Consider the following 22,995-nt stretch of genomic DNA (forward strand, 5'->3'; position numbering starts at 1 on the left):
GAGTGATCAGCAATGAAAGCATTATTATTACATGAGCCAAACACATGGCGTGAAATGAAAATTGAAGAAATGGCAAAGCCTGTAGCGAAAAAGGGAGAAGTTGTTGTAAAAGTAGAAGCAGCAAGTTTAAATCCAGTTGATTATAAAACGGCTACAAACGGCAACCCTAGCTGGGTTTATCCACATATTTTAGGGTTAGACGTAGCCGGTACGATAGAAGAAGTTGGAGAAGGAATTACGGAATGGAAAAAAGGTGACCGTGTTGTGTATCACGGTGATTTCAATAAAAAAGGTGGATATGCAGAGTACGGTGTAACAACGGCTCATACGATTTCTCGTATTCCAGATTCTATTACTTTTGTAGAAGCAGCAGCACTTCCAACAGCTGGTTATACAGCCTACCAAGCATTATTTCGCAAACTTCCAATGAATGCGATTGATACAATTTTAATTCATGGAGGTGCTGGTGGTGTTGGTGGTTTTGGAATTCAATTAGCAAAAGCAGCAGGGAAAACCGTCATTTCAACAGCTTCTGCTCATAATCACGAGTACGTAAAATCACTAGGAGCAGATTATGTAATTGATTACCGAGAAGAAGACGTGAAAGCACGAGTGATGGAAATCACAAACGAACGAGGCGTAGATGCCGTGTTAGACACGGTAAGTCGTGATAACGCAACTGCTTCTTTAGATTTAATTGCTTACAATGGACATATTGCCCATATTGCTGGAGCACCTGACTATACGAAAGTGAAGCCTTTTACGAAAGTCATTTCGTTCCATGAAGTAGCGCTGAACGCTATTCATCATAACCATGATGAAATTGCCGAACGTGACTTGGCAAAAATGGGTGACGAATTTTTACAGTTAGTACAAGAGAAAAAAGTATCTCCGCTCGTTGAAAGAGTGATTTCGTTAAGTGAAGTACCACAAGCTCTAGCGGAGCTGTCAGAGCGCCATGTAAAAGGAAAAATTGTCGTTGATATGAACAAATAAAAGGAGAGAAACAATGGAAAATTTTCAATATCATAATCCCACAAAATTAATTTTTGGAAAAGACCAATTAGCGGCTTTACCAGCAGAAGTGAAAGCTTATGGCAACCGTGTTTTACTACTATATGGTGGTGGAAGCATTAAGCGCAGCGGTTTATACGATAAAGTGCAAGAGCTTTTAAATGAAGCAGATGTACAGGTGGTTGAATTAGGTGGAGTGGAGCCGAACCCACGTCTAACAACGGTTGAAAAAGGGATTCAGCTTGTTCGTCAACATGAAGTAGACCTTATTTTAGCAGTTGGTGGAGGTAGTGTTATCGACTGTGCAAAAGCGATCGCTGCTGGGTCCCATTATGAAGGTAGTGCTTGGGATATTGTCATGAAAAAAGCTGTTCCGACATCTGCTGTACCTATTGGAACCATTCTAACATTAGCTGCAACGGGCTCTGAAATGAACGGTGGAGCAGTTATCACCAACTGGGAAACAAATGAAAAGCGTTCGTTTGGATCAATTCATACTTATCCGAAGTTTAGCATTTTAGATCCACAGCTTACGTATACTGTACCTCAAGATCAAACGGTATATGGAATCGTGGATATTATGTCTCATGTATTTGAGCAATATTTTCATGCTTCTCAAAATGCGCCTCTTCAAGAGCGTATCGGTGAGTCAATCCTTCGCACAATGATTGAAACCGCTCCGAAACTTATGAAAAATCTAGAAAGCTATGAGCACCGTGAAGTTATGCTCCTTAACGGAACTTTTGCGCTAAACGGCACGCTTTCAATGGGGGTAAAAACTGATTGGGCTACGCATATGATTGAGCACGCAGTGTCTGCTGTCTATGATATTCCCCACGGCGGAGGTCTTGCTATTTTATTCCCTAACTGGATGGAATTTGTTGCTAGTCAAAATCCAGCCAAAGTAGCACAGCTTGGAGAACGAGTGTTTGATATTAATCGTGAAGGAAAAGAAGATTCACAAGTTGCAAGTGAAACCATTGCTGCTTTACGTACCTTCTGGACTTCAATTGGAGCACCTTCTAAGTTAGCTGACTACAATATCGATGATGAAAAGCTAGATTTAATGGCAGATCGTTCAATGGTTCGCGGTGAAACATTAGGAAGCTATGTTCCCCTTCGTAAAGAAGACGTAAAAGATATCTTACGTCGCTCTTTGTAAGGAAGGAATTTATTCAATGGAACCAGTTATTATCCATGCAAAGTTAAAAGCCAAAAAGGGCTATGAAGAAGAATTGCAAAAAGCTGTTGCTCATGTTGTTCAACCTTCTAAGCAAGAAGAAGGCTGCATTCTTTATGCTGCTCACTCGTCTAAAGAGGAAAAGGGCACAGTTATTTTCTATGAACGCTGGGCTTCAGAAAAAGCTTTTCAGCTTCATATTAACTCCTCTCATTATCAACAATACCGAGAAGCTATTCGAGACATTATTGAGTTGAGAGAAGTACACCAACTCCGGTTATTTTAAATGAAAGCATCGCTTCTGAAAGGAGCGGTGCTTTGTTTATGTGTATAAGAAAGGATATGTATACTATGGAATCTTGTCATCAAATTCGTATGGGGGCTCCATCTGAGTTTTTTGTTAAAAGAGCGTTAAATTACCTTTGTCAGGCGAACTGTCGCTATGATATTCAATTTGGTCTTACCTATCCACTGCTAGAGGAACTTGTAGAAGGTAATCTTGATGCCGTGTTGGCGACAAAGAAATATGAAGTAGATGGTGTAAACTACTTAAAAATTGAGGAAGAGAAGTTCGTGATTGTAGCACCGAATAGTTTTGAAGCAATTCCGGCAAGTAATAGAAAAGCGTGGCTGGAGCAACAGAACTGGATTAGTTATGGTAGAGAACTTCCTATTATTCGACGAATTTGGAAGCAACATTTTAATGAAAGAGCAGAAATGGAACCTTTTCACGTTATTCCTGACTTAAGAGGAATTCTAAAAGGCATAGAAGCGGGTATGGGAATGAGTGTCTTGCCGACATATTTGATTGAGCAATCCGTTGCTGAAAAAAAGTGCCAAGTTCTTTTCTTAGACCTAGCTGTTACAAATCAAATTTACTTAGCTTACCGAAATGCAGAGGTTGTGAAGCCAATTGTCCAAGCTTGCGACGAAAAAGTAGCACTTTTGGTATACTAAAGATAAGTTTATAAGCTCGGAGGATAGAACATGATTGATTTTGAATGGTACCGCAGTTTTATTAGCATATATAAACATCGTTCAGTATCCGCTGCTGCTAGAGCACGTATTTTGACACAGCCTGCGATGAGTCAGCATTTGTCTGCATTAGAAGCGGAAGTAGGAGAACCTCTTTTTATTCGAGCACCACGTAAAATGATTCCAACAGATAAAGGAAAAGAACTTTATACCAAAATTGTTCCCTTGATTGAAAGTCTTGAGACAGCGTCTCTAGAACTTCGGCATGAGTCTTCCTCGTTAGCGCCGGTTATGCGAATTGGGTCACCTGTTGAATATTTTACAAAAGGATCTCTTCCCAAAATTAAAGATTTGAATCTGCGCTTTACCGTTCAGTTTGGAGTCGCACAGATTCTATTAGAAAAGCTTGAGCGAGACGAAGTAGATTTCATTATTACAACTCAAAAGCTTCAGCAGGCTGGAATTGATTGTGTGAAAATTGAAGAGGAAACGTTTGTGGTTGCTGCTCCCGCTCAGCTTGAAGAGCCAAGCTTACAACAGGATGAACTAGAAGTATGGTTGAAAAAACAAACGTGGCTCACATATGGCTTGGAGCTTCCGATTATTAGAAGATACTGGCGCGAGCATTTTAAAAAGCGTCCGGATATTCAGCCTTCTCACGTTATTCCAGATTTAAGAGCCATATTAGAAGCAATTGAGCAAGGTATGGGTATAAGTATCCTACCAACATATTTAATTCAAGATTCAATTGCACAAAACCGCTCTAAAGTATTGTTTTCAACGATGTGCGTATCGAATACAATTTATGCAGCTTATAAATCGGATCATAAAAGCCATCCAGCGTTTCAAGAGACACTTTTGAAGCTGCAAAAATAGCATGAAGCCCCGTGTTGGCTTCATGCTATTTTTATAGTAGGGCTTGCTTTTTAGATGAAACTATAGTTTAATTACACCTATACAAATTAATCGTTAGGTAGCTAATGATTCTGAAAATTAAAGGTAAGGTGCGAATGGATAAGAAAAATAAATATAAACATCGAATAGAAGAAGTAGATCGCTTAAAGGTTTTATCTGAAAGTCTAGGAAAAGACGTTGATTTACACGCAGTAGCGGTTGCTACAAACCTCTACCGAGCAGCTCAATCTTTACGTATTGTAATGGAACGGGACGTACTCTCAGCTCATAAGCTATCGTGGACTGCATTTTCATTATTATATGATGTGTGGGTATGGGGTCCGATGGAAACAAAAGAATTAGCTGCTTCTTCAGGCGTTACGACGGCCACAATTAGTACTATTACGAATACATTAGAGCGCAAAGGCCTATGTGAGCGCAGTGCTGATCCAAGAGATCGACGGCGTGTTAGCATTAGCTTAACAAAGAAAGGTGAACAAGTAATCAAAGAGCTGTATCCAAAATTTCATCAAGGTGAAAAGAAGCTTGTTCATTCAATGGAAGTAAGTGAGCAAGAACGGCTAGCTGAGCAGCTTCGCTATATAATTCAAAATATTAATAACGTATAGGCATTGAGAGGATCTTAGTAGCTTTTATCTCCCTATTTTCAGAGAGCCAGTGGACGGTGTGAACTGGTATATAGATAAAAGTGAATTACATTCCTTGAGCTTTCTTTGTGTAGAAGCAAAGAACGGTGAAGAGCCGTTAAAAAATGAAGTGGAAGAGAGGGAACTCTCTTCAACAAGGGTGGTAACGCGTGTAAGAACCACGTCCCTTATTTAGGGGCGTGGTTTTTATTATTTTAAGGAGGAAGTAAAATGGAAAACTTTTTAGCGCAAGCAACAGAGAATCAAAAAGAAGAGATTGAAAGGCAGTACAAATTATATAGTGTTGGGACTCAGGAAATTATCCCTGCCGATGAGCTGAAACAAAAAGTAGCAAAGTCAATTGTAACAGGTGTACCGCTAAAAATTAAGCTGGGATTAGATCCTTCAGCACCCGATGTTCACTTAGGGCATACAGTCGTATTAAATAAGCTTCGTCAATTTCAAGAAAATGGGCATGTTATTCAGCTTTTAATTGGTGATTTCACAGGTAAAATTGGTGACCCAACCGGCAAGTCTATTGCGAGAAAACAATTAACCGATGAGGAAGTCAAACATAATGCGAAAACGTATTTTGAACAATTTGGAAAAGTGCTAGATATGAACAAAGTAGAACTTCACTATAATTCCTCTTGGCTATCAAAGCTTAATTTTGAAGATGTCATTAATTTGGCAGGGAAAATTACCGTATCACGCTTATTAGAGCGAGATGACTTTGAAAAGCGTTTAGGAGAAGGAAAGCCAGTTTCTCTTCACGAATTCTTCTACCCACTTATGCAGGGATACGATTCTGTAGAACTAGAATGTGACATTGAGCTTGGTGGAACCGATCAGCACTTTAATATTTTAATGGGACGTCACTTTCAAGAGAAGTATGGAAAAGAAAAGCAAGTGGCCATGCTTATGCCTTTATTAGAAGGGTTAGATGGAATAGAGAAGATGTCTAAATCTAAACAGAACTATATTGGTATCGATGAAGAACCTTGGAATATGTACGGAAAAGCAATGTCAATTCCAGATGAGCTCATGATAAAGTATTACAAACTTGCTACGGATGTCCCTTTAGAAGAGATTGAGGAAATGGAACGAGGTTTAACAATAAACACGAAACATCCTAGAGATGTAAAGATGCAGCTGGGGAAAACGATTGTGCGAATGTACCATGGTGAAAAAGCTGCACAAGAAGCTGAGAATCATTTCAAAACGGTCTTTCAAAAAGGAGCTTTACCTGATGATATTCCGGTGGTGAACTGGAGAGGTTCAGAACAACTTCCCATTATTGAACTATTGGTTGAACTAGGACTTCAAACCTCTAAAAGTGAAGCGCGTCGAATGATAAAAAATGGTGGAGTAAAACTAAATCAAAAAAAAGTGACAGATGAAAATTTACAAGTAGCAATAGAAAATGACTTGATTGTCCAAGTAGGCAAAAGAAAATTTGTTCAGCTTAAAAAATAATGGAAAAAGCTCTCATAATAGAGAGCTTTTTTTATGGACTACATATTATGATTAAAAATGTAAATAGTAGTAGTATCAAAAAAGTAAAGATAGAGAGAAAAGTGTCCAATTTAGAAGCCATGCTATTTAGTAGAGCTTTTGCAGGAGTTACTCAGAATTTACATAAAAAAATAATCGAAAATTTTTTATTTATCCTGATAAAGTATAGGGGGCAACATACATGACAAGTCATATACCACTTAGTTCAAGCGAACTAGCAACACTATGGATGACATATCAACAAAAAACAATGTCTCAGCGGCTACTGGAACATTTTATTGAGCATGCAGAAGACGAAGGCGCCAAAGAAATTTTAACATCTACCCATAATAAAATTGTTCACTATATAGGAAGAATAAAGCAAATTTTCGAACAAGAAGGAGCGGTTGTACCCGTTGGATTTACAGAGCAAGACGTGAATCCAGGGGTGCCAAAACTTTACGATCATCTATTTGACATTATGTTTTTACGCTTATTAAAGCAAATGAGCATGGGATTGCATACACTTCATTTAAGCATGGCACAACGTGATGATGTCGTATCTCTATATCAAGAGCTAACAGGATTTACGCAAGGTGTATATAGCCAATGCGTAGATTATTTACAAAAAAAAGGTGTTCTAGTGAGACCACCTGTGGTATCCATGCCAAAAGAAGTAAAGTTTGCTAAAGGTACGGGGTATATGAATGGCATAAAACTGTTTTCTGAAAAGCGAGCGCTTAATACGGTGGAAGTAGCGCATATTCATTATGCAGTCGACACAAATATTTTAGGTATGCAAATGATAACAGGCTTTGCACAAGTGGCGAATGAGCCTGAAGTACGTAAATACTTTATTAAAGGAAAAGAATTATCAAAGAAAATTGTAGCTAACTATACGCAGCTACTTCTCGCTAGTGATATTCAAGCTGCATCAACGTGGGCTGGTAAAGCGACAAATTCTCAAATAGCACCATTTTCAGATAAACTCATGATGTACTGTACAAGTATTTTCTGCAGCTTCGGATTGGGAAGCAATGCACTAGGAACTGCATTTAGCTTACGAAATGATCTTCCACTATCTTTGATTGATACGGCGAAAGATATCTTAACCTATGGTCAAGATGGCGGAAAAATCATGGCGAAAAATGGTTGGATGGAAGAACCACCCCAGATGGAAGATCGAATCGATTTAACAAAATAAAAAAAGTAAAAAAAGTGAAAGACAATCGTTTGTACATGGTAGAAATTACCCTTCATTTCAGTTATTATAAAAGGAAAATGAGTTGTTAGATAATTAGGTGGCTAACCGTAATAGGGTAGGGGAAATCAATGTTAAAAGAAACGGTAAAAGAGTATATTAAAGAAGAACTAAAAGGTTGTTCTGGACAAGAAGTAGAGCTTTATGAAGAGGAGAAGATTTTTGCAATGAAAAATGAATTAATTCCAGAAGGCGTCACAATCTCTTCCAAAAGTGATCACACTCGATTTGCGGACGCGTACGTGGAGAGAGTAGACAAAGAGTCTGAAAATTTATTATCTGAAGAAGCTGCTAGTACATTCTTAAAAGAGTCAATTCAATATGTGAAAACCCATCCAAAAGAGTTTATTTATATTGAATGTCAATCATTTGATGTGATTCGTGTTGAAGGGGTTTCTGTAGAGCTTGATGATGTGTTTCGTACCTATAAAGTGCTTTTCGGACTGCGCCAGCCAAAAAAAGTAGGTTCTCATATTAAAGCATTTTTAACAAATGAGTTAGCAGAAGGACAAAATAGCTTCCAAGCACTATTTAATGATAAAGACGGCATGTGGGACATTAATATTGATATTGAATCAATGACGGGGTTTGATGAAAGCCTTTCTCTACATGATACATTCGAGTTAATTTATCACGTATTGTTTGAATTAGTACAATATATTGAGGAACAAAAATAAAAAATGAGAAAAGCGCCTTTTAATTAATGATATATCCAAACTATCTTGAGTTAACTACTTTTGATGGTTTGGATATTTTTTGTTGGTTCGAAAAACCATTAAACAAACTGGGGGGGAAGGGAGTAGCTTTAGCACAATGAAACGAGATTGTCCCAACAAACTAACTACTATAAAAAAGTATAATGAGTTATCTTTGGGAAGGAATTAGTTCGTGATATTCCAGCCTCAGTTTTCTATTGAAGAGCTGTTCTACCAGCCGTTCTTTTAAACAAGTTTGATAAAAAAGCTGGATTAATAACAAGGAAGAGATAACTGAATGATTTCAGAGCATGGCTTCTTATGTGGACTGTATCGTTAAAAATGAAGTCTTTATTTACATGGGATAAAAATTAAATCTACTTCTTTGTGGGAAAAAATTCAAAAAATATTCGTTTGTCCAAGCTTTTTTGGCCCTTCACCATATGATAATAATAAACTAAATAAAGTAAGGTGAAGGAAGTTGAACTTAGAGGAACTCAAAGGTTCTTATCACGTTGTTTTAAGTTTGGGAAGTGCGTGTAACCCTGCTTCAAAACTGAAAGAGTATAATCTCCGCACATTTTCTGGACCGCTGGATTGGAAAGTTACTCTGTTTCTGTCAGATGTAAACCGATTATTAAAGAATCGATTTCAAGGGTTTATGGAATTAAGAAATATGATGCTTTTAGATGATACGGACTTTTTCTTTAACGAAGAAGAAGCTGAAAAGGAAGAAAATGCTAATGAAAGTAAGTTAGTTAGATCTTATTTTGTAAAAGATACGCTGTATAACGTGATTTCCGTACATGATTTCCCTATTGTTCAACAGCAGCATTGGCATGCCACATATCCAGCATTTAGAAGAAAGTTAGTGTTTCGCATACGTCGCTTTTTACACGCAATCAAAAAGAGTCCATCCATTTTGTTTGTTCGCTGGGCTGGGTCATATGAAGAAGCCGCTGAATTACAAGAGACAGTTAAAACGATGACACGAGGTAAGTTTTCTATTCTTTTACTGTGTCCAGAAGATGGGTTTCAGGGAGTGGAAGAGTTAAATTGGGATTTAAAGCACGTTTGTGCACTAAAAGTACCGAATATTCCGTTTGATGATGACACGTGGCGATACGTACTGAGCGGTATTACATTAGCAAAGCAATAGTGTACGTTTTCAGTAAGACAAAAAAGCTATCTCGGTATAAGTAACCGAAATAGCTTTTTTAATTGATTTAACGGATTAGCACGCTTTTAAAGTGTGAAAATGTATCGAAGCTTGCTTTTCCATGATAAGCGCCCATTCCGCTTTCACCCACTCCACCAAAAGGTAGGTAGTGAGAAGTCATATGACTAATTGTATCGTTTACAGCAGAACCGCCAAACGATAAGTTATTTAAAATATAGTCCTGTACCCTTTGGTCTTGTGTAAATACATAAAGAGCTAGCGGATTTGGACGATTACGAACAGCTGCTATAACTTCTGATAACTCGTCATATTCAATAATAGGTAAAATCGGACCGAAGATCTCGTCCTGCATAACCGAATCGTCAAATGAAATCTCATCAAGAATTGTTGGTTCAATGAAAAGCTTAGAACGATCGCTATTTCCTCCAGCAACAAGCTTACCATTATCTAAATAGTTAGTTAGACGCTCGAAATGTTTTTCGCTAACAATATGTGAAAAATCTAAATCAGATGAAATGTTTTCACCATATGAAGTTATAATTACTTCTTTTAGCTTTTCAATTAAAGCTTGCTTACTATTTTTTTGTACAAGGATATAATCTGGTGCTACGCATGTTTGTCCAGCATTCGCAAACTTTCCGCGTGCAATACGGACTGCAGCTTCTTCTATATTTGCATCACTATGAACGATGGTTGGACTTTTTCCTCCCAATTCAAGGGTAGTAGGTGTTAAGTATTCAGCTGCAGCTTTTGCAACAATTTTACCTACAGCCGTACTCCCTGTGAAGAAGATATAATTAAAGTTTTCCTTTAATAAAGCAGTGCTTGTTTCTACTTCTCCTTCTACTACGCATAGGTACTCTTCAGGGAAGTTTTCGTTAATGAGTGCAGCAAGTAAACTTGATGTTCTTGGTGTCAATTCAGATGGCTTTAATACCGCACAGTTACCAGCAGCAATGGCTCCGGCAAGAGGAGTTACAGCTAATTGGAAAGGGTAGTTCCAAGGTGCGATTACAAGCGCAACACCGTAAGGGTCGGGTTGGATAAAGCTTTTTGCACCTTCGTGAGTAGCTGGTGTTGGTACTTCTTTAGTAGCTGCCCATTCTTCGAGATGTTTTAGTGTAAATTCAATCTCTCCTAATACTAAACCAACCTCTGCGCGCTTAGCTTCCGCTTCTGGCTTATTTAAATCTGCTTTTAGCGCATCTAAAATATCTTGTTCATGATTTTGAATTAGCTCTTTTAACTTTGTTAGTGTTTCAATTCGAAATGCAACGTCTTTTGTTTTACCACTGTAAAAGAATGAACGCTGTTTTTTGACAAGTTCTTGGTAGCTAGTCATTTTAATAGTCCCCTTTAACAATCGTTATTTAATTGTAAATGTAAATGATAATCTGTAGCCCAACTAACATTCCCGTTTTGATTAGAGTCTAATCATCTAAGTCAAAGATAGAAATGGTATTCTATTTAATTTTGTGCAATGTAATAAGTCGACGGAAACTAATATAGTATACCTATATAGCAATAGCAAGAATTGTGCTTAGGAATGGATGGGGAAACAAAATGAAAAAAAGGAGATGGATAAAATAATTCAACAAAATCGTTTAGGGAAATCTGATTGATATGTTAATTCAATTGGCTTTGGTGCAAACACTGTAGGAGGGCATAATTTATATCTGAACTTGAATGAAGAAGCAGGTAAAGAGTTGGTTCGCACAGTATTAAACCAAGTAATGAACTTTTTAGATACAGCATATCAGAACGTTCAGAAGAGCTCATCGGTGAAGTGCTAAGCGAAAAAAGGGACCGTTCTGAGATAATTATAGCTACAAAGGTTGGAATAGAAGAAGTTGATCAGTTCTTTCGCAAGTTAATAAATTCGTGATAGCGGCATAAAAAAGCTCCCTTTAAGTTTTATTTATTCAACCAACGGGGAGTTTTTTAGCGAGCATATTTTAACAATGAGTAGGCTGCTCTACCACTAGGTAGCCGTATGCTGTTGTGCTTTCTTTAACTGTTCATATGCTAAAGCGGTAATAGTTTGCGTAAGCAAAAAGACAGAAAATGAGTATGTAAGTGAAAATCCGTTTTGGAACGCAATGATATCCGACTTAATAAAAATCCAATTCATTCCGATACCAATTAATGTCCAAATAAGAATGTAGTAAATAAACGTATATTTTGAAATATGAAACGTCTCATAGAAATAAATGAAAAAGTAGCCAAAAGGCGCAAACAATACATAATAGAGACCATCAAACAATTCATAGTGTGGAGAGTCATTTACCGTGTAAAAATCAATAATTCCACCACCGATTGTAAAATCAAATACAAGGCCGCTAGCAAGTCCCCAAAGCCAGCTTAAAATGGTAATTTCTTTCGTCAACTTTCTAGGTAACAGCAATGCAATAACGATAGCAAATCCAATCATACATAATAAGATGACTTCGTTCTTACTCCATTCACCAAACCACATATTTATAACATCACCTTTCGTAAGGTAATTTTGCGATACATGTTAAATACGTAAAATAAAATAAACTGTAGTATGAGCGTATATCCAGCATCATACAAAAAGTTCCACTGTTCATAAGTGTAAACCTCCAACCGAACAGCCAGAAATCTTAAGCAAACAAACCCTGCTAAAAATAAGAGTGTAATGCCAAACCAACGTTTGATCCCAGAATAGCGATAGAGAAGGTTAAATTGAATAACAAATAGCATTGGAAAGATAAGACTTCGATCTAAGATAAAGGCTGTATAGGGAATAGGGGTTGTTGGTGTATTAATCAAGTTGAGCTCTTCGTTAATAATCCAAGCAGCATTAATATTAATAATTAGTACGATTAAAAACAAAAACGTATTTTCAACAACAGACAATACTTTATGCTGCATATAAAAAAGGGATATCGTAAGGAATGAAATAAAAACAAAAATAGATAAGACCATGGTAAACCTCCTTTATATAGTTATTTGTTTTAGAAAGCAGAACTATACGAAGACCAAAATGGTAAGAGTATTTTAGAGAGAACTTCAAAAAAGATTGATGGAAATTGATGAACAAAATATGATAAAAGTAATGAGAGTGAAGAACTGATTATGAAGAGGATATTACCTTTTGTGATGTCTTTTGGTTTAGTTGTAGGTGCTTCATCGATGATTCCTTTAACTGCAGATGCCGCTCCAAAATCATATAAAAACTGTGCGGAGTTAAACAAAGCATATAAGGGAGGCGCAGCTCGCGCAGAAAACATTAAAAATAAAGGTGGAAAAACATATCATAAGCCCTATGTATCAAAAGCGTTATATGATGTGAATTCAAAGTTAGATAGGGACAAAGATCTTATTGCTTGTGAAAAATAATCAAATGTAAATAGCCCTCTTCTTGTTAGAAGAGGGCTATTTTATGAACGACGACTTAACGATTTCCACCATAAATATTGCCTGTAGAAGAAGTGATAGTGCCATTGTTGACGTTCAGCGTGTAAGACAGTCCGCCAGAACCTGACCATGTTGAAAGATTAAATGTGTTACCGTTAAACAGCTTATAAATAGAAACGTTGTTGAACGTTAGGGGTACCCCACTTACACAAGTAGTTGGGGCTTGGTTTGTTTTTGCCATATAAACTGCAGCGTTCACAGCGCCAGGCTGCGTAACAACCTTTGCTGTCCCGTCCTTCTCAACTAAAAGAGCAGACTGTTCATTTACAGCAATACCTTTGGCGCTTGTTCCAGTTTCTTCACCGTCTTTAATATTACGAGCTAAGAATGTTAAAAAACGCCCCATTCGGTCTCTTTGTTCAAAATGAGTGTCGGTTTGTACATGATTATTATGCGGAGTTTGAATGAGATAATCTGTAAAAGAAATAAGTGAGCTATACGGATTTCTTAGTGCTGTTGCAGAATCAAGCGTTGTTGAACCTGCTGATATCGAATCATAAATATGATCTCCTTGAATCATAGTGCCGGCACTTGTGCCTCCAAAAGGAATTCCTTGTGCAATACGGTTATTAAGTGCAGTAAGAGCGGGTGTTCCTTCTAAAAAATCAACGTAATCAGCTTGATTACCTCCTGCAAAGAAGATTCCTTCTGCTTTATTAATGCGACTTATTAGTGAGGAGTCTGAACCTGCTCTGGCTAGGTCAGTTACAACGATTGTACTAACAGAGTTTAATGGCTTTCCTATTGAGTTAGCTAAATCATAAACATATTGATTATATCCGTCTGAACCCGTTGCACGAAGAATTAAAAAGTCGCCACCATTCGCTTTATTAATCATCCATTTAAACGCTTCGTCTACATCGGTACTGCCTCCCATGTACACTTGCCCAAAAGTCGTGGTTGTTGTTTTATCAACTGAACTGCCCGTTGTATAGAGCGTATAGTTAGCTGCAGCTGCTGAGGTTGGTAACGTGGATAGAAGTAGTCCCCCCGTTAAAGCGATGCATGTGATCATACGTTTACCAAAGTGGTTTCGTTTTTTTGTGTTCTTCATTTGTTTACCTCCTTTAATCGAATTACATAAAGGTATTGCAAAATGTGTGCCAAGATTAAAAAGATAGGTACAAGTAGGTTTTCTATACATAATTAATTTATATTGGGTGTATATGGTTAAATAAATTTGTGCTAAACAACCACTAAGACAGAGAGCATGTGATACTGGGAGTCAATTTCCAGAGTTCAAGAAAGCATATGGTTTTTTGAAGGGGAGTCAGTTTATTCGACTTACCCTATATGTTGTAGGAAGGTTTGGAATGGTTTAGGTTTATTTTAAAATATATTTTTATCTTTTATTTGGTACTGTAATATAGTCTATATCAAGCTGTGGATAAACGGAGGGATAGGGATGAAGACACAAACGGTATTAATTACAGGAACCTCAAGTGGATTTGGTTTACTTAGCGCATATCAGCTAGCTAAAGCTGGATATAAAGTCATTGCTTCAATGCGTAATTTAGAAAAGAAAAGTGCTCTGTTAAGGATGTTAGAAAAGGATAAGTTAAAAGAAAGAGTAGTATTTGTTGAACTAGATGTTACGTCTCAACGTTCAATTGACGAATTAACTACGCTATTACATAACACAAACGGCATTGATATATTAATTAATAACGCAGGATTTGCGTTTGGTGGCTTTAGCGAGGAAATTCATATAGATGAATATAAAGAGCAGTTTGAAACGAACGTATTCGGTGTCATGAGGGTAACTCAGGCAGTGCTCCCATTTATGAGAGAAAAGCGCAAGGGCAAAATTATTAATATTAGCAGCATCAGTGGGTTAATTGGGTTTCCAGGACTATCACCGTATGTATCATCTAAACATGCACTCGAAGGTTATAGTGAAAGTTTACGGCTTGAGCTAAAGCCGTTTGGAGTTGATGTTGCTTTAATTGAACCAGGTTCTTATGCGACGAATATTTGGACAACAGGCAAGAAGGTATCAAAGCATTCATTGAATGAAGGATCTGCTTACCGTGCTTATATGCGTGCAATTGAGAATGAGCTACAGGCTGGTGAGAAAAAGCTCGGTGACCCTGATCAAGTTGTTTCTTTACTTCTTTCTTTATGCAACCAACGTCAGCTAAAAAAACTTAGATACCCTGTTGGTAAAGGGGTTAAGGTATCTGTATGGTTAAAACGTATGCTTCCGTGGAGCGTTTGGGAGAGAATCATCATTAAAAAGTTGTTGAAATAAGACCTTGAAAGCCTTTTACATAAGTGAAGGTTTTTAGGGTTTGCATGCTAAATTCTTCTATCGTATACTGAGTTAATTAACGAAAAATTTAAAATTATGAAACGGTTAAGGAGGACAACATGAGTGAACCCAATATTGTAAGAAGTGGTCCTAATCACTATATTTGTGAAATAGGTGCTGCGAAGAAAATGGACCAATACATAGCCAGCTTTTCTAAGCCAGTAGTTTTTACAGGATTCAAATCATTTGATGCTTTTAATCAATACAGCGCGTTGCCTGAACACATCCCGGTTATTCAGCATAAAGGATATTGTTATGATGAAGATATTCATATCTATGCAAAAGAACTTTATAACGTTGATTTAGTAATTGGTATTGGTGGAGGTATTGTATTAGATAGTGCAAAATCGTTAGCGGATTATTTAGACGTTGAAGTTATTCTTGTGCCAACGGTTCCTGGAACATGTGCAGCAACAACGCCTCTTAGCGTGATGTATGATGAAAACGGGCAGTATGTTCGGGTTGATTACCATAAGAGAGCGAGCTTTTTAACAGTTGTAGACCCGAAGCTTCTTCTTTCATCTCCTGTTAACTATGTTAAAAGCGGCATTGGAGATACTCTAGCAAAATGGTACGAAGCAGATGCGATTATTCGAAATACAAAAAACGCCCACGAGCTTTCAGCAATGGTATACTCCGGGCTTAATCAAGCGCAATACATCAGAGATATATTGATGGCAGATAGCGAAGCTGCTATTAAAAGTTTACAAGAACAGAAGGTTACTCCAGCATTTACACGAGTAGTAGAATCTATTATTATGATTGCCGGAACCGTTGGAGGATTCGCGGTTCAGTATGGTCGGGTATCAGGTGCACACGCAGTTCATAACGGACTTAGCTTTGTTAAAGAAGCTCATCATGTTCTTCATGGTCAAAAAGTAACGTATGGTATTTTGGTTCAGCTCATGTTAGAAAATCAACGAGAAGTAGTTAAAAAACTTATGCCATTTTACGAAGCGTTAGAATTTCCGCGGACTCTCTCAGATTTAGGGGTTACAGAAAAAGAAGAAGCAAAACAGCTAGTAGCAGCTCATGCAATCAAGGAAGAAGAGGCTCTTCGTTTTATTGGGAAGTTTACAAAAGAAGAGGTAATGGATGCTATGGATCGTGTAGAAATATTTACATCAACCGCTAATCTATAGAAGAAAGTAAATAAAAGGCATGAGAAAATGACTCGTTTCAGAGAATCATTTTTTCATGCCTTATGTTGTCTTTAAGCGCTTATATTCATTAATAAAAGCTGAAGGGTCTGCTTGAATTTCATATTTAAAAACACCTTGGTGGGTATGTAAATACAATAAACCTTTTTCTGAAGAGAAAGGTTTATATGAAATGTCTAAAACCTGTTCAAGTGTGAACGACCGCGCATTACACTTTACTTGATTAGTGAAAAGCTGGAGTTCGTATTCCTTTTTTATATAATGTTGCTGAAAACGATCGACTTTTCTGACAACATATGAATACATAATACTTGAAATTGGCATGTCATAAACTCCTTCCTAAAGTTCTTTTGTATGGCTATGATAGCATGGCAGTGTAAAAAAGCGAAACATTTGACAAGGAAACTTACATTTTCTAAAATGATAGTCATTATAGGATGTTGCTCTAAGGGGAGTAGCTTTTACAACAAGGTCGTCAGTACAGAGCATATGCTCTCGGCTTTGTTGGCAACAATTTTGTTGTTAGCAAGACCTTGCCAACAAATCAGATAGAGGTCTTTTAGGTTATGGATATGCCGCTACCTAATTGGTAACGGCTATTTACATATTTAAATATAAGGTTGGGGATTTTGTGAAATTATTATCATTACAAATGTCAGCGTATATTCAAAAAGAGGTGGAACAGCTTCAAGAAAAACTGTCACCTTTTACAAAGAAAGTATCACGCTATATGTTTTGGTCACTGCCGCTTATTGCGGTTTCAGTCTTCAATTTAGGGTTCATGCTCTTTACTGAGCCCGTTACTCGTGAAGCACTACCGATGTTAGGTATCTATGCTTTGATTGGAGCAATCGGTATGGCTTTATCGAGAGAGACCAAATTAAAGCGTAAAGAAATGCAGAAGGTAGGGGCAGAATACGCCATTGAGCGCATTCAAAAAAGTGAAGTCGTCTCTTCCTATCGTAAAGAAGAATATATTGAGCGAATTAAAGCACAGCCGCTTGCAATGATGGCTCACTTTATACAATTTTTAAGCGAAGAAGAAAATAGAATGAAACGTGCAGATATGTAACTTTGTAATGGCAGGTACTACGTCGTGAGTACCTGTTTTTTTATATAATAAAAACTATGTTAGGTTTTTTTACATGAAAATTGAATTTATTTATGATATACTATAACTAGTTTCAATTTTCTAAAAAATGAAACGTTAGATTTTTTGTCAAGGGGTGGAAGAAGAAATGACGGTTTTACAAACTACTGAGCAAGACAACAGCGTCGCATTGCGTCGAGACGTCAAGTTTCTCGGACAACTACTAGGGAATGTTTTAATTTATGAGGGTGGCCAAGATTTACTTAATAAAGTTGAAAAAATACGTGAAGTAGCCAAAATGCTTCGTGAACATAATGATCAGGATATCTACGAACAGTTAAAATCTGAAATAACAAGCATTGAGGACCCAATGAGACAGCAGGTTATTCGTGCGTTTTCTGTTTATTTTCATCTAGTTAATATTGCGGAACAAAACCATCGCATTCGCCGTAAACGTGAGTATCAGCAGCAAGAAGAAGCAAATGTACAGCCTGGCTCACTTGAAAAAGCAGTCAGTGATTTGAAAGATAGCGGCGTAACAGCAGATGTTATCACAAAACTTCTCCAAACGCTGTCTTTAGAGTTAATTATCACAGCACATCCAACAGAAGCAACGAGAAGAAGTGTGCTGGACATTCATAAGCGAATCGCCGATATTTTACAAGCATTTGAACAAAAATCAGTAACAAAGCGTGAAAGAGAAGAGCTAGAAGAGCAGCTTTTTAACGAAGTTATGGTTTTATGGCAAACAGCTGAACTACGAGATCGTAAGCCGCGCGTAATGGACGAAGTAGCAAATGGGTTATATTATTTTGATGAAACGTTGTTTGAGGTATTACCACATATTCATCAAGAGCTAGAGGATTCATTAAAACGTTACTATCCTGAACAACAGTGGCAAGTGCCAAACGTGCTGCGTTTTGGATCTTGGATTGGTGGAGACAGAGATGGTAACCCGAACGTAACACCAAAGGTAACATGGCAAACTTTAACGAAGCATCGTAGCGTAGCAGTTCGAAAGTATAGAGCAGCTTTGTTGAATTTAAGGGAGCGCCTAAGTCAATCAACAAAGCGAGTTTTAATTTTAGATGACTTGGTGCAATCGGTTGAACAAGAAAAGCAGCTTCTGCCTCAAAAGAAAAGATGGCGTGTGCCTCATGAGGTATATCGCTGTAAATTAACGATTATGCTTCACAAGTTAGAAAATGTTGGACAAGAAGGTGGATATAAGCAAGCAGACGAGCTACTTAGCGATATTAAGCTTATTCAAAAAAGCTTACGTTTACATCATCCAATGCAGTACGAGTTAAAAAGCGTTCGTCAATTGATTCGTCAAGTAGAATTATTTGGTTTCCATTTAGCAACGCTTGATATTCGAAATCATAGCGGTGAACATGAAGCTGCGATTAAAGAGATCTTATATTCCGTTGGCATTGTAGAAGACTATTCTTCCTTGACAGAAAAAGAAAAGTTGGAGCTGCTAAGCGGAATTTTACAAGACCCTCGTCCACTCATTTCGTTCACCGAAGACTATTCGCCAGAAACAAAGCAAATAATTGAAGCGTTTCAAATGATAAAGCGCGCGCATGAAGAATTTGGAAAGCGTTCGATTGAAGTTTACTTAATTAGCATGACTCAATCAGCTAGCGATTTATTAGAAGTGATGGTTTTGGCAAAAGAAGCAGGGATTTATCGTTTGCATGCCAACGGAGAAATTGAAAGTTATTTAAACGTTGCTCCTTTATTAGAAACAATTGATGACTTAACAGCTGGGCCAAAAATTATGGAGGAACTGTTCCAGCTAGATTTTTATCGAAAACATTTGGCAGAACAAAATGATTTACAAGAGATTATGCTGGGGTATTCCGATGGAAGCAAGGACGGCGGGACGTTAACGGCAAACTGGAAGCTCTACAAAGCTCAGCAGGAAATTCATGATATGGCAAAGCGCTATAACGTGCGCCTTAAGTTCTTCCATGGCCGAGGTGGATCTCTTGGTCGAGGCGGTGGTCCATTAAACCGAAGCATTTTATCACAACCTGCTGAAACGTTAGGAGACGGCGTGAAAATTACAGAACAAGGGGAAGTATTATCCTCTCGCTATTCGCTATACGACATTGCACATCGAAGCTTGGAACAAGCGGTTTCAACTTTGCTAACAGCAGCTGCCAAAGTGTCGTCTGAAGCTGAACAAACAGACGTGCGTACATCTCAGTGGGAAGAAGCGATGAACATTGCATCAAAAGAAGCGCTCGCTCATTACCAGCATCTTGTGTTTGAAGATCCAGACTTTTTAACATATTTTAAACAAGCAACACCGTTACCAGAGTTAGGTGCTCTTAACATTGGGTCTCGTCCAATGAGCCGAAAAGGCAGTGACCGTTTTGAAGACCTGCGAGCTATTCCATGGGTATTTGCTTGGACGCAAAGCCGCCAACTTTTACCTGCTTGGTATGCAGCTGGAACAGGGCTTGTACATCTTATTAAAAAAGAAGGAAGCCTTTCTTTACTCCAGCAAATGTATAAAGAGTGGCCATTTTTCCGCTCAACAATTGATAACTTGCAGATGGCTTTAACGAAAGCGGACCTAATGACTGCGAAAAACTATACTTCAATGGTTGAAGACAAAGCGATTGCTGATCGAATTTTCGGGGCAATTGAGAAAGAGTATACCGAAACGAAAGAAGCAATTCTTCAAATTACAAATCAAGAAGAATTAATGGAGCACCTACCGAATATTCAATCGTCTATTCGTTTGCGAAATCCATACGTTGATCCGCTAAGCTTTTTCCAAGTCGAGCTTATTTCTAAGCTTCGTCAAGCAGATGAAGAGCAGGCTGATAGACTTCTACAAGAAGTGTTGTTAACTATCAATGGAATTGCGGCTGGCTTGCGTAATACAGGCTGATTTTCTAGCGTATGATGCCCTAAAAAAGTGGAGAAGCTAACGGGGTATAAAGCTGGAGGTGATAACATGAGCAATGCAAAAGGACGTTCAAAGAAAAATTTACCGACTGATGCCAATCATGTGAATGCTCAGGAGAAAGCTGAGCAAATGCGTATGACAGATGAGCGCAATCAAAAGCATAATGATGGTCGCAAATATGATGGGAAAATCTAACTGCGATATAAAAAACCTTCTACTCTCAAATAGAGAGTAGAAGGTTTTTTAGCTATTTAAAATCGCATCAATCTGACGAAGTTCGTCTTGGGTAAATAATCGGTTATGAAGAGCTGCAACGTTCTCTTCAATTTGACTTACGCGACTTGCTCCTATGAGAGCAGAGGTAATATTTCCATCTCTTAACACCCAAGAAAGAGCCATTTGAGCCAAGCTTTGATCTCGTTCTTGTGCAATTTGATGAAGTCTTTGCACTTGGTTAACCACCTTTGCAGTTACGCGCTCCGCATCTAAAAATCCAGTTTCTTTTGCTGCTCTGGAGTCTTTTGGAATGCCATGTATGTATTTATTTGTAAGTAACCCTTGCTCAAGGGGGCAAAATGCAATGGATCCAATTTGATGCTCTGTTAGCACATCTTGAAGTCCATCCTCTATCCAACGATTAAACATCGAGTAGCTTGGCTGATGAATAAGGAGAGGTGTGCCCAGCTCATTTAAAATATGTACGGCTTCTTTTGTTTGTTCAGCGCTATAGCTTGAAATTCCTACATAAAGCGCTTTGCCTTGTTTTACGATTAAATCAAGTGCTTGCATAGTTTCTTCAAGAGGTGTATTGGGATCGGGACGATGAGAATAGAAAATATCTACATATTCAAGACCCATGCGTTTCAAACTTTGATCTAAACTAGCAACAAGGTATTTCTTTGACCCCCATTCTCCGTAAGGCCCTTCCCACATTCGATAGCCAGCTTTTGTGGAGATAATTAACTCATCTCGATAAGAGGCGAAATCTTCTCTTAACATTTTGCCAAACATCTCTTCAGCAGAGCCAGGTGGTGGCCCGTAGTTGTTTGCTAAATCGAAATGAGTAATTCCTAAGTCAAAAGCACGTCTTAGCATGGCTTTTCCATTTTCAAACGAATCCACCCCTCCGAAGTTATGCCAAAGTCCCAGTGAAAGTGCGGGAAGCAGTAAGCCAGAGTTTCCACACCTGTTATAAATCATTTCTTTATACCGCTGTTCATTTGCGCTGTAAGTCATCACACATCTACCCCTTTTGTTTAGTGAAATCGCTTTAATGATAATAGGGAAATCAAAAAAAGTCACTTAATTTATCTTTTGGATTAGCCTTAATAACAGAATAGTTCGTGATAAAATGATAATAAAGGATAGAAACAAGAGGGGGAAATAAGGATGGAAATAGTCAAACAGGACGTAGTAAGGTTAACAGAAACATTCCCTATTATAAAAGAACTTATTCAACTTACCGAAACCTGCTGGATGAATCCAGATAAGCAGTCTTTTCAACTACATAAACAAAACATATTCCTCACTGAGCAGGACGTTAAGGATGCAGAAGCAAGGCTTGAACGGTTTGCACCTTATCTACAGAAAGTCTTTCCTGAGACGAAAGAGACAAAAGGAATAATTGAGTCACCTTTAACTGGTATTCCTACTATGAAAGCACGTTTGGAAAGCCGTTTTAATCAACAAATCGAAGGGGAGCTTTTGCTTAAGTGTGATCATGATTTGCCTATTTCAGGTTCGATTAAAGCACGAGGTGGTATTTATGAAATTTTAAAGTATGCTGAAGACTTAGCTATTAAACATAACATGCTTTCATTTAAGGATAATTACCAAAAATTTGATAGTGAAAAATTCCGTTTGTTTTTTCAGCAGTATACAATTGCGGTAGGGTCGACTGGCAATTTGGGATTAAGTATTGGAATAATTAGTGCTAAGCTTGGCTTTCAAGTAACTGTTCACATGTCTGCTGATGCAAAGCAATGGAAAAAAGATTTGTTAAGAAGCAAAGGGGTAACGGTTATCGAGTACACAGATGACTACAGTAAAGCTGTAGAAGAAGGGCGTAAACAGTCATTACGTGATCCGATGTGCTATTTTGTAGATGATGAAAATTCAAAGCACTTATTTTTAGGTTATGCTGTAAGCGCCATTCGTTTGAAAAAACAGCTCGCTGACATGAAAGTGAAAGTAGACAAAAAGCATCCTTTATTCGTTTATTTACCGTGTGGGGTGGGAGGTGGTCCAGGGGGAGTGGCTTTTGGCTTAAAGCTTATGTATGGCGATGATGTTCGCTGTTTTTTTGCTGAGCCAACTCACTCACCTTGTATGCTGTTAGGTTTAGCAACAAATTTGCATGATAGAATCTCTGTGCAAGATATTGGGCTTGATAATTTAACAGAAGCAGATGGACTAGCTGTAGGGCGACCATCTGGATTTGTTGGTAAAGTAATTGGTCCTGTTCTAGAGGGAAGCTACACAATCAGTGATGATGAAATGCATCGACTGCTAGCAGATTTAGCTGATAGCGAAGGAATTGAATTAGAGCCATCGGCACTAGCTGGTATGATAGGACCGATAGTGACAAACAGACAGCTGTCTCCAGAAACACTTGAACATGCGACTCATATTGTATGGGCAACGGGCGGAAGCATGGTGCCACTAGAAATAAAAAAAGAATACTATGAAAAAGGAAAACAAGCTTTAAGGAGATGATAAGAACTCCCC

The 22,995-nt window shown here is 37.9% G+C and carries 23 protein-coding genes, 1 pseudogene and 1 other annotated feature; of the genes and pseudogenes, 18 read left to right on the forward strand and 6 right to left on the reverse strand.

Annotation, left to right across the window (positions count from 1 at the left end):
* The first annotated feature begins 12 nt into the window (after nucleotides 1-12).
* The 10 genes from V2145_RS05965 to V2145_RS06010 all read left to right on the forward strand — a co-directional run bounded on the left by V2145_RS05965 (nucleotide 13) and on the right by V2145_RS06010 (nucleotide 9,319).
* Nucleotides 13-996 (forward strand): zinc-binding dehydrogenase, encoded by a 984-nt coding sequence (locus tag V2145_RS05965; RefSeq protein ID WP_330987411.1) that lies wholly within the window; start codon nucleotides 13-15, stop codon nucleotides 994-996.
* Between the two features lie 13 nt (nucleotides 997-1,009).
* Nucleotides 1,010-2,176, forward strand: a complete 1,167-nt coding sequence (locus tag V2145_RS05970) for an iron-containing alcohol dehydrogenase (protein WP_094912183.1) — start codon at nucleotides 1,010-1,012, stop codon at nucleotides 2,174-2,176.
* 16 nt (nucleotides 2,177-2,192) lie between these two features.
* Nucleotides 2,193-2,480: a putative quinol monooxygenase gene (locus V2145_RS05975; RefSeq protein ID WP_094912184.1), complete on the forward strand. Its 288-nt coding sequence runs from the start codon at nucleotides 2,193-2,195 to the stop codon at nucleotides 2,478-2,480.
* 65 nt (nucleotides 2,481-2,545) lie between these two features.
* Nucleotides 2,546-3,151, forward strand: coding sequence for a substrate-binding domain-containing protein (locus V2145_RS05980; protein WP_311857424.1), 606 nt, complete (start codon nucleotides 2,546-2,548; stop codon nucleotides 3,149-3,151).
* A 30-nt stretch (nucleotides 3,152-3,181) separates the two neighbouring features.
* Nucleotides 3,182-4,045, forward strand: coding sequence for a LysR family transcriptional regulator (locus tag V2145_RS05985; protein ID WP_094912186.1), 864 nt, complete (start codon nucleotides 3,182-3,184; stop codon nucleotides 4,043-4,045).
* A 134-nt stretch (nucleotides 4,046-4,179) separates the two neighbouring features.
* Nucleotides 4,180-4,692: a MarR family transcriptional regulator gene (locus tag V2145_RS05990; RefSeq protein ID WP_131887990.1), complete on the forward strand. Its 513-nt coding sequence runs from the start codon at nucleotides 4,180-4,182 to the stop codon at nucleotides 4,690-4,692.
* Nucleotides 4,687-4,902: a binding site (T-box leader), on the forward strand. It overlaps the preceding gene by 6 nt.
* A 39-nt stretch (nucleotides 4,903-4,941) precedes the next feature.
* The gene (gene tyrS / locus V2145_RS05995; RefSeq protein ID WP_094912187.1) at nucleotides 4,942-6,186 is read left to right on the forward strand and encodes a tyrosine--tRNA ligase; all 1,245 of its coding nucleotides are present in this window, start codon (nucleotides 4,942-4,944) and stop codon (nucleotides 6,184-6,186) included.
* A 220-nt stretch (nucleotides 6,187-6,406) separates the two neighbouring features.
* Nucleotides 6,407-7,408 (forward strand): DUF3231 family protein, encoded by a 1,002-nt coding sequence (locus tag V2145_RS06000; RefSeq protein WP_094912189.1) that lies wholly within the window; start codon nucleotides 6,407-6,409, stop codon nucleotides 7,406-7,408.
* A gap of 128 nt (nucleotides 7,409-7,536) precedes the next feature.
* Nucleotides 7,537-8,142, forward strand: a complete 606-nt coding sequence (locus V2145_RS06005) for a hypothetical protein (RefSeq protein WP_094912190.1) — start codon at nucleotides 7,537-7,539, stop codon at nucleotides 8,140-8,142.
* 499 nt (nucleotides 8,143-8,641) lie between these two features.
* Nucleotides 8,642-9,319 carry a DUF1796 family putative cysteine peptidase gene (locus V2145_RS06010; RefSeq protein ID WP_131887989.1) on the forward strand — a complete coding sequence of 226 codons (678 nt, stop codon included), beginning with the start codon at nucleotides 8,642-8,644 and terminating at the stop codon, nucleotides 9,317-9,319.
* A gap of 67 nt (nucleotides 9,320-9,386) precedes the next feature.
* Here the strand turns inward: V2145_RS06010 and V2145_RS06015 are convergent, their stop codons facing one another.
* The gene (locus tag V2145_RS06015; protein ID WP_330987412.1) at nucleotides 9,387-10,682 is read right to left on the reverse strand and encodes an aldehyde dehydrogenase; all 1,296 of its coding nucleotides are present in this window, start codon (nucleotides 10,680-10,682) and stop codon (nucleotides 9,387-9,389) included.
* Between the two features lie 292 nt (nucleotides 10,683-10,974).
* Between V2145_RS06015 and V2145_RS06020 the strand changes: the two are divergent.
* Nucleotides 10,975-11,174 (forward strand): annotated as a pseudogene (locus V2145_RS06020) (aldo/keto reductase); the annotation flags it as partial.
* Nucleotides 11,175-11,321: 147 nt separating this feature from the next.
* Here the strand turns inward: V2145_RS06020 and V2145_RS06025 are convergent.
* Both V2145_RS06025 and V2145_RS06030 read right to left on the reverse strand, forming a co-directional pair.
* A complete protein-coding gene (locus V2145_RS06025; protein ID WP_330987413.1) occupies nucleotides 11,322-11,816 on the reverse strand; it encodes a hypothetical protein in 495 nt (164 codons plus the stop codon).
* Between the two features lie 2 nt (nucleotides 11,817-11,818).
* A complete protein-coding gene (locus tag V2145_RS06030) occupies nucleotides 11,819-12,289 on the reverse strand; it encodes a hypothetical protein (protein ID WP_094912193.1) in 471 nt (156 codons plus the stop codon).
* Between the two features lie 150 nt (nucleotides 12,290-12,439).
* On the opposite strand from V2145_RS06030, the gene V2145_RS06035 reads away from it, so the two are divergent.
* The gene (locus V2145_RS06035; protein WP_330987414.1) at nucleotides 12,440-12,703 is read left to right on the forward strand and encodes an excalibur calcium-binding domain-containing protein; all 264 of its coding nucleotides are present in this window, start codon (nucleotides 12,440-12,442) and stop codon (nucleotides 12,701-12,703) included.
* Between the two features lie 55 nt (nucleotides 12,704-12,758).
* Here V2145_RS06035 and V2145_RS06040 read toward each other — a convergent pair whose 3' ends face one another.
* Nucleotides 12,759-13,835, reverse strand: coding sequence for a cyanophycinase (locus V2145_RS06040; RefSeq protein ID WP_094912195.1), 1,077 nt, complete (start codon nucleotides 13,833-13,835; stop codon nucleotides 12,759-12,761).
* 351 nt (nucleotides 13,836-14,186) lie between these two features.
* On the opposite strand from V2145_RS06040, the gene V2145_RS06045 reads away from it, so the two are divergent.
* Together V2145_RS06045 and V2145_RS06050 are read left to right on the forward strand one after the other, a co-directional pair.
* Complete coding sequence (locus tag V2145_RS06045) at nucleotides 14,187-15,032, forward strand: SDR family oxidoreductase (protein ID WP_311857441.1); 846 nt, start codon at nucleotides 14,187-14,189, stop codon at nucleotides 15,030-15,032.
* Between the two features lie 119 nt (nucleotides 15,033-15,151).
* Nucleotides 15,152-16,234: an iron-containing alcohol dehydrogenase family protein gene (locus V2145_RS06050; protein WP_311857443.1), complete on the forward strand. Its 1,083-nt coding sequence runs from the start codon at nucleotides 15,152-15,154 to the stop codon at nucleotides 16,232-16,234.
* 60 nt (nucleotides 16,235-16,294) lie between these two features.
* On the opposite strand, the gene V2145_RS06055 is transcribed toward V2145_RS06050, so the two are convergent.
* The gene (locus tag V2145_RS06055) at nucleotides 16,295-16,576 is read right to left on the reverse strand and encodes a 3-isopropylmalate dehydratase (protein ID WP_210610512.1); all 282 of its coding nucleotides are present in this window, start codon (nucleotides 16,574-16,576) and stop codon (nucleotides 16,295-16,297) included.
* Nucleotides 16,577-16,883: 307 nt separating this feature from the next.
* On the opposite strand from V2145_RS06055, the gene V2145_RS06060 reads away from it, so the two are divergent.
* From V2145_RS06060 to V2145_RS06070, 3 genes are all read left to right on the forward strand, one after another.
* Complete coding sequence (locus V2145_RS06060) at nucleotides 16,884-17,324, forward strand: DUF5392 family protein (RefSeq protein ID WP_094912199.1); 441 nt, start codon at nucleotides 16,884-16,886, stop codon at nucleotides 17,322-17,324.
* A 166-nt stretch (nucleotides 17,325-17,490) separates the two neighbouring features.
* Nucleotides 17,491-20,250 carry a phosphoenolpyruvate carboxylase gene (gene ppc, locus V2145_RS06065; RefSeq protein ID WP_131887985.1) on the forward strand — a complete coding sequence of 920 codons (2,760 nt, stop codon included), beginning with the start codon at nucleotides 17,491-17,493 and terminating at the stop codon, nucleotides 20,248-20,250.
* 66 nt (nucleotides 20,251-20,316) lie between these two features.
* Nucleotides 20,317-20,463: a hypothetical protein gene (locus V2145_RS06070; RefSeq protein WP_025909900.1), complete on the forward strand. Its 147-nt coding sequence runs from the start codon at nucleotides 20,317-20,319 to the stop codon at nucleotides 20,461-20,463.
* A gap of 48 nt (nucleotides 20,464-20,511) precedes the next feature.
* On the opposite strand, the gene mgrA is transcribed toward V2145_RS06070, so the two are convergent.
* Nucleotides 20,512-21,504 (reverse strand): L-glyceraldehyde 3-phosphate reductase, encoded by a 993-nt coding sequence (mgrA, locus tag V2145_RS06075; protein WP_131887984.1) that lies wholly within the window; start codon nucleotides 21,502-21,504, stop codon nucleotides 20,512-20,514.
* 153 nt (nucleotides 21,505-21,657) lie between these two features.
* Here mgrA and V2145_RS06080 point away from each other — a divergent pair, with 153 nt between their 5' ends.
* Nucleotides 21,658-22,983: a D-serine ammonia-lyase gene (locus V2145_RS06080; protein ID WP_131887983.1), complete on the forward strand. Its 1,326-nt coding sequence runs from the start codon at nucleotides 21,658-21,660 to the stop codon at nucleotides 22,981-22,983.
* Nucleotides 22,984-22,995: the final 12 nt, after the last annotated feature.

The organism is Priestia sp. GS2, from assembly GCF_036409025.1.
Taxonomy (GTDB): Bacteria; Bacillota; Bacilli; order Bacillales; family Bacillaceae_H; genus Priestia; species Priestia aryabhattai_A.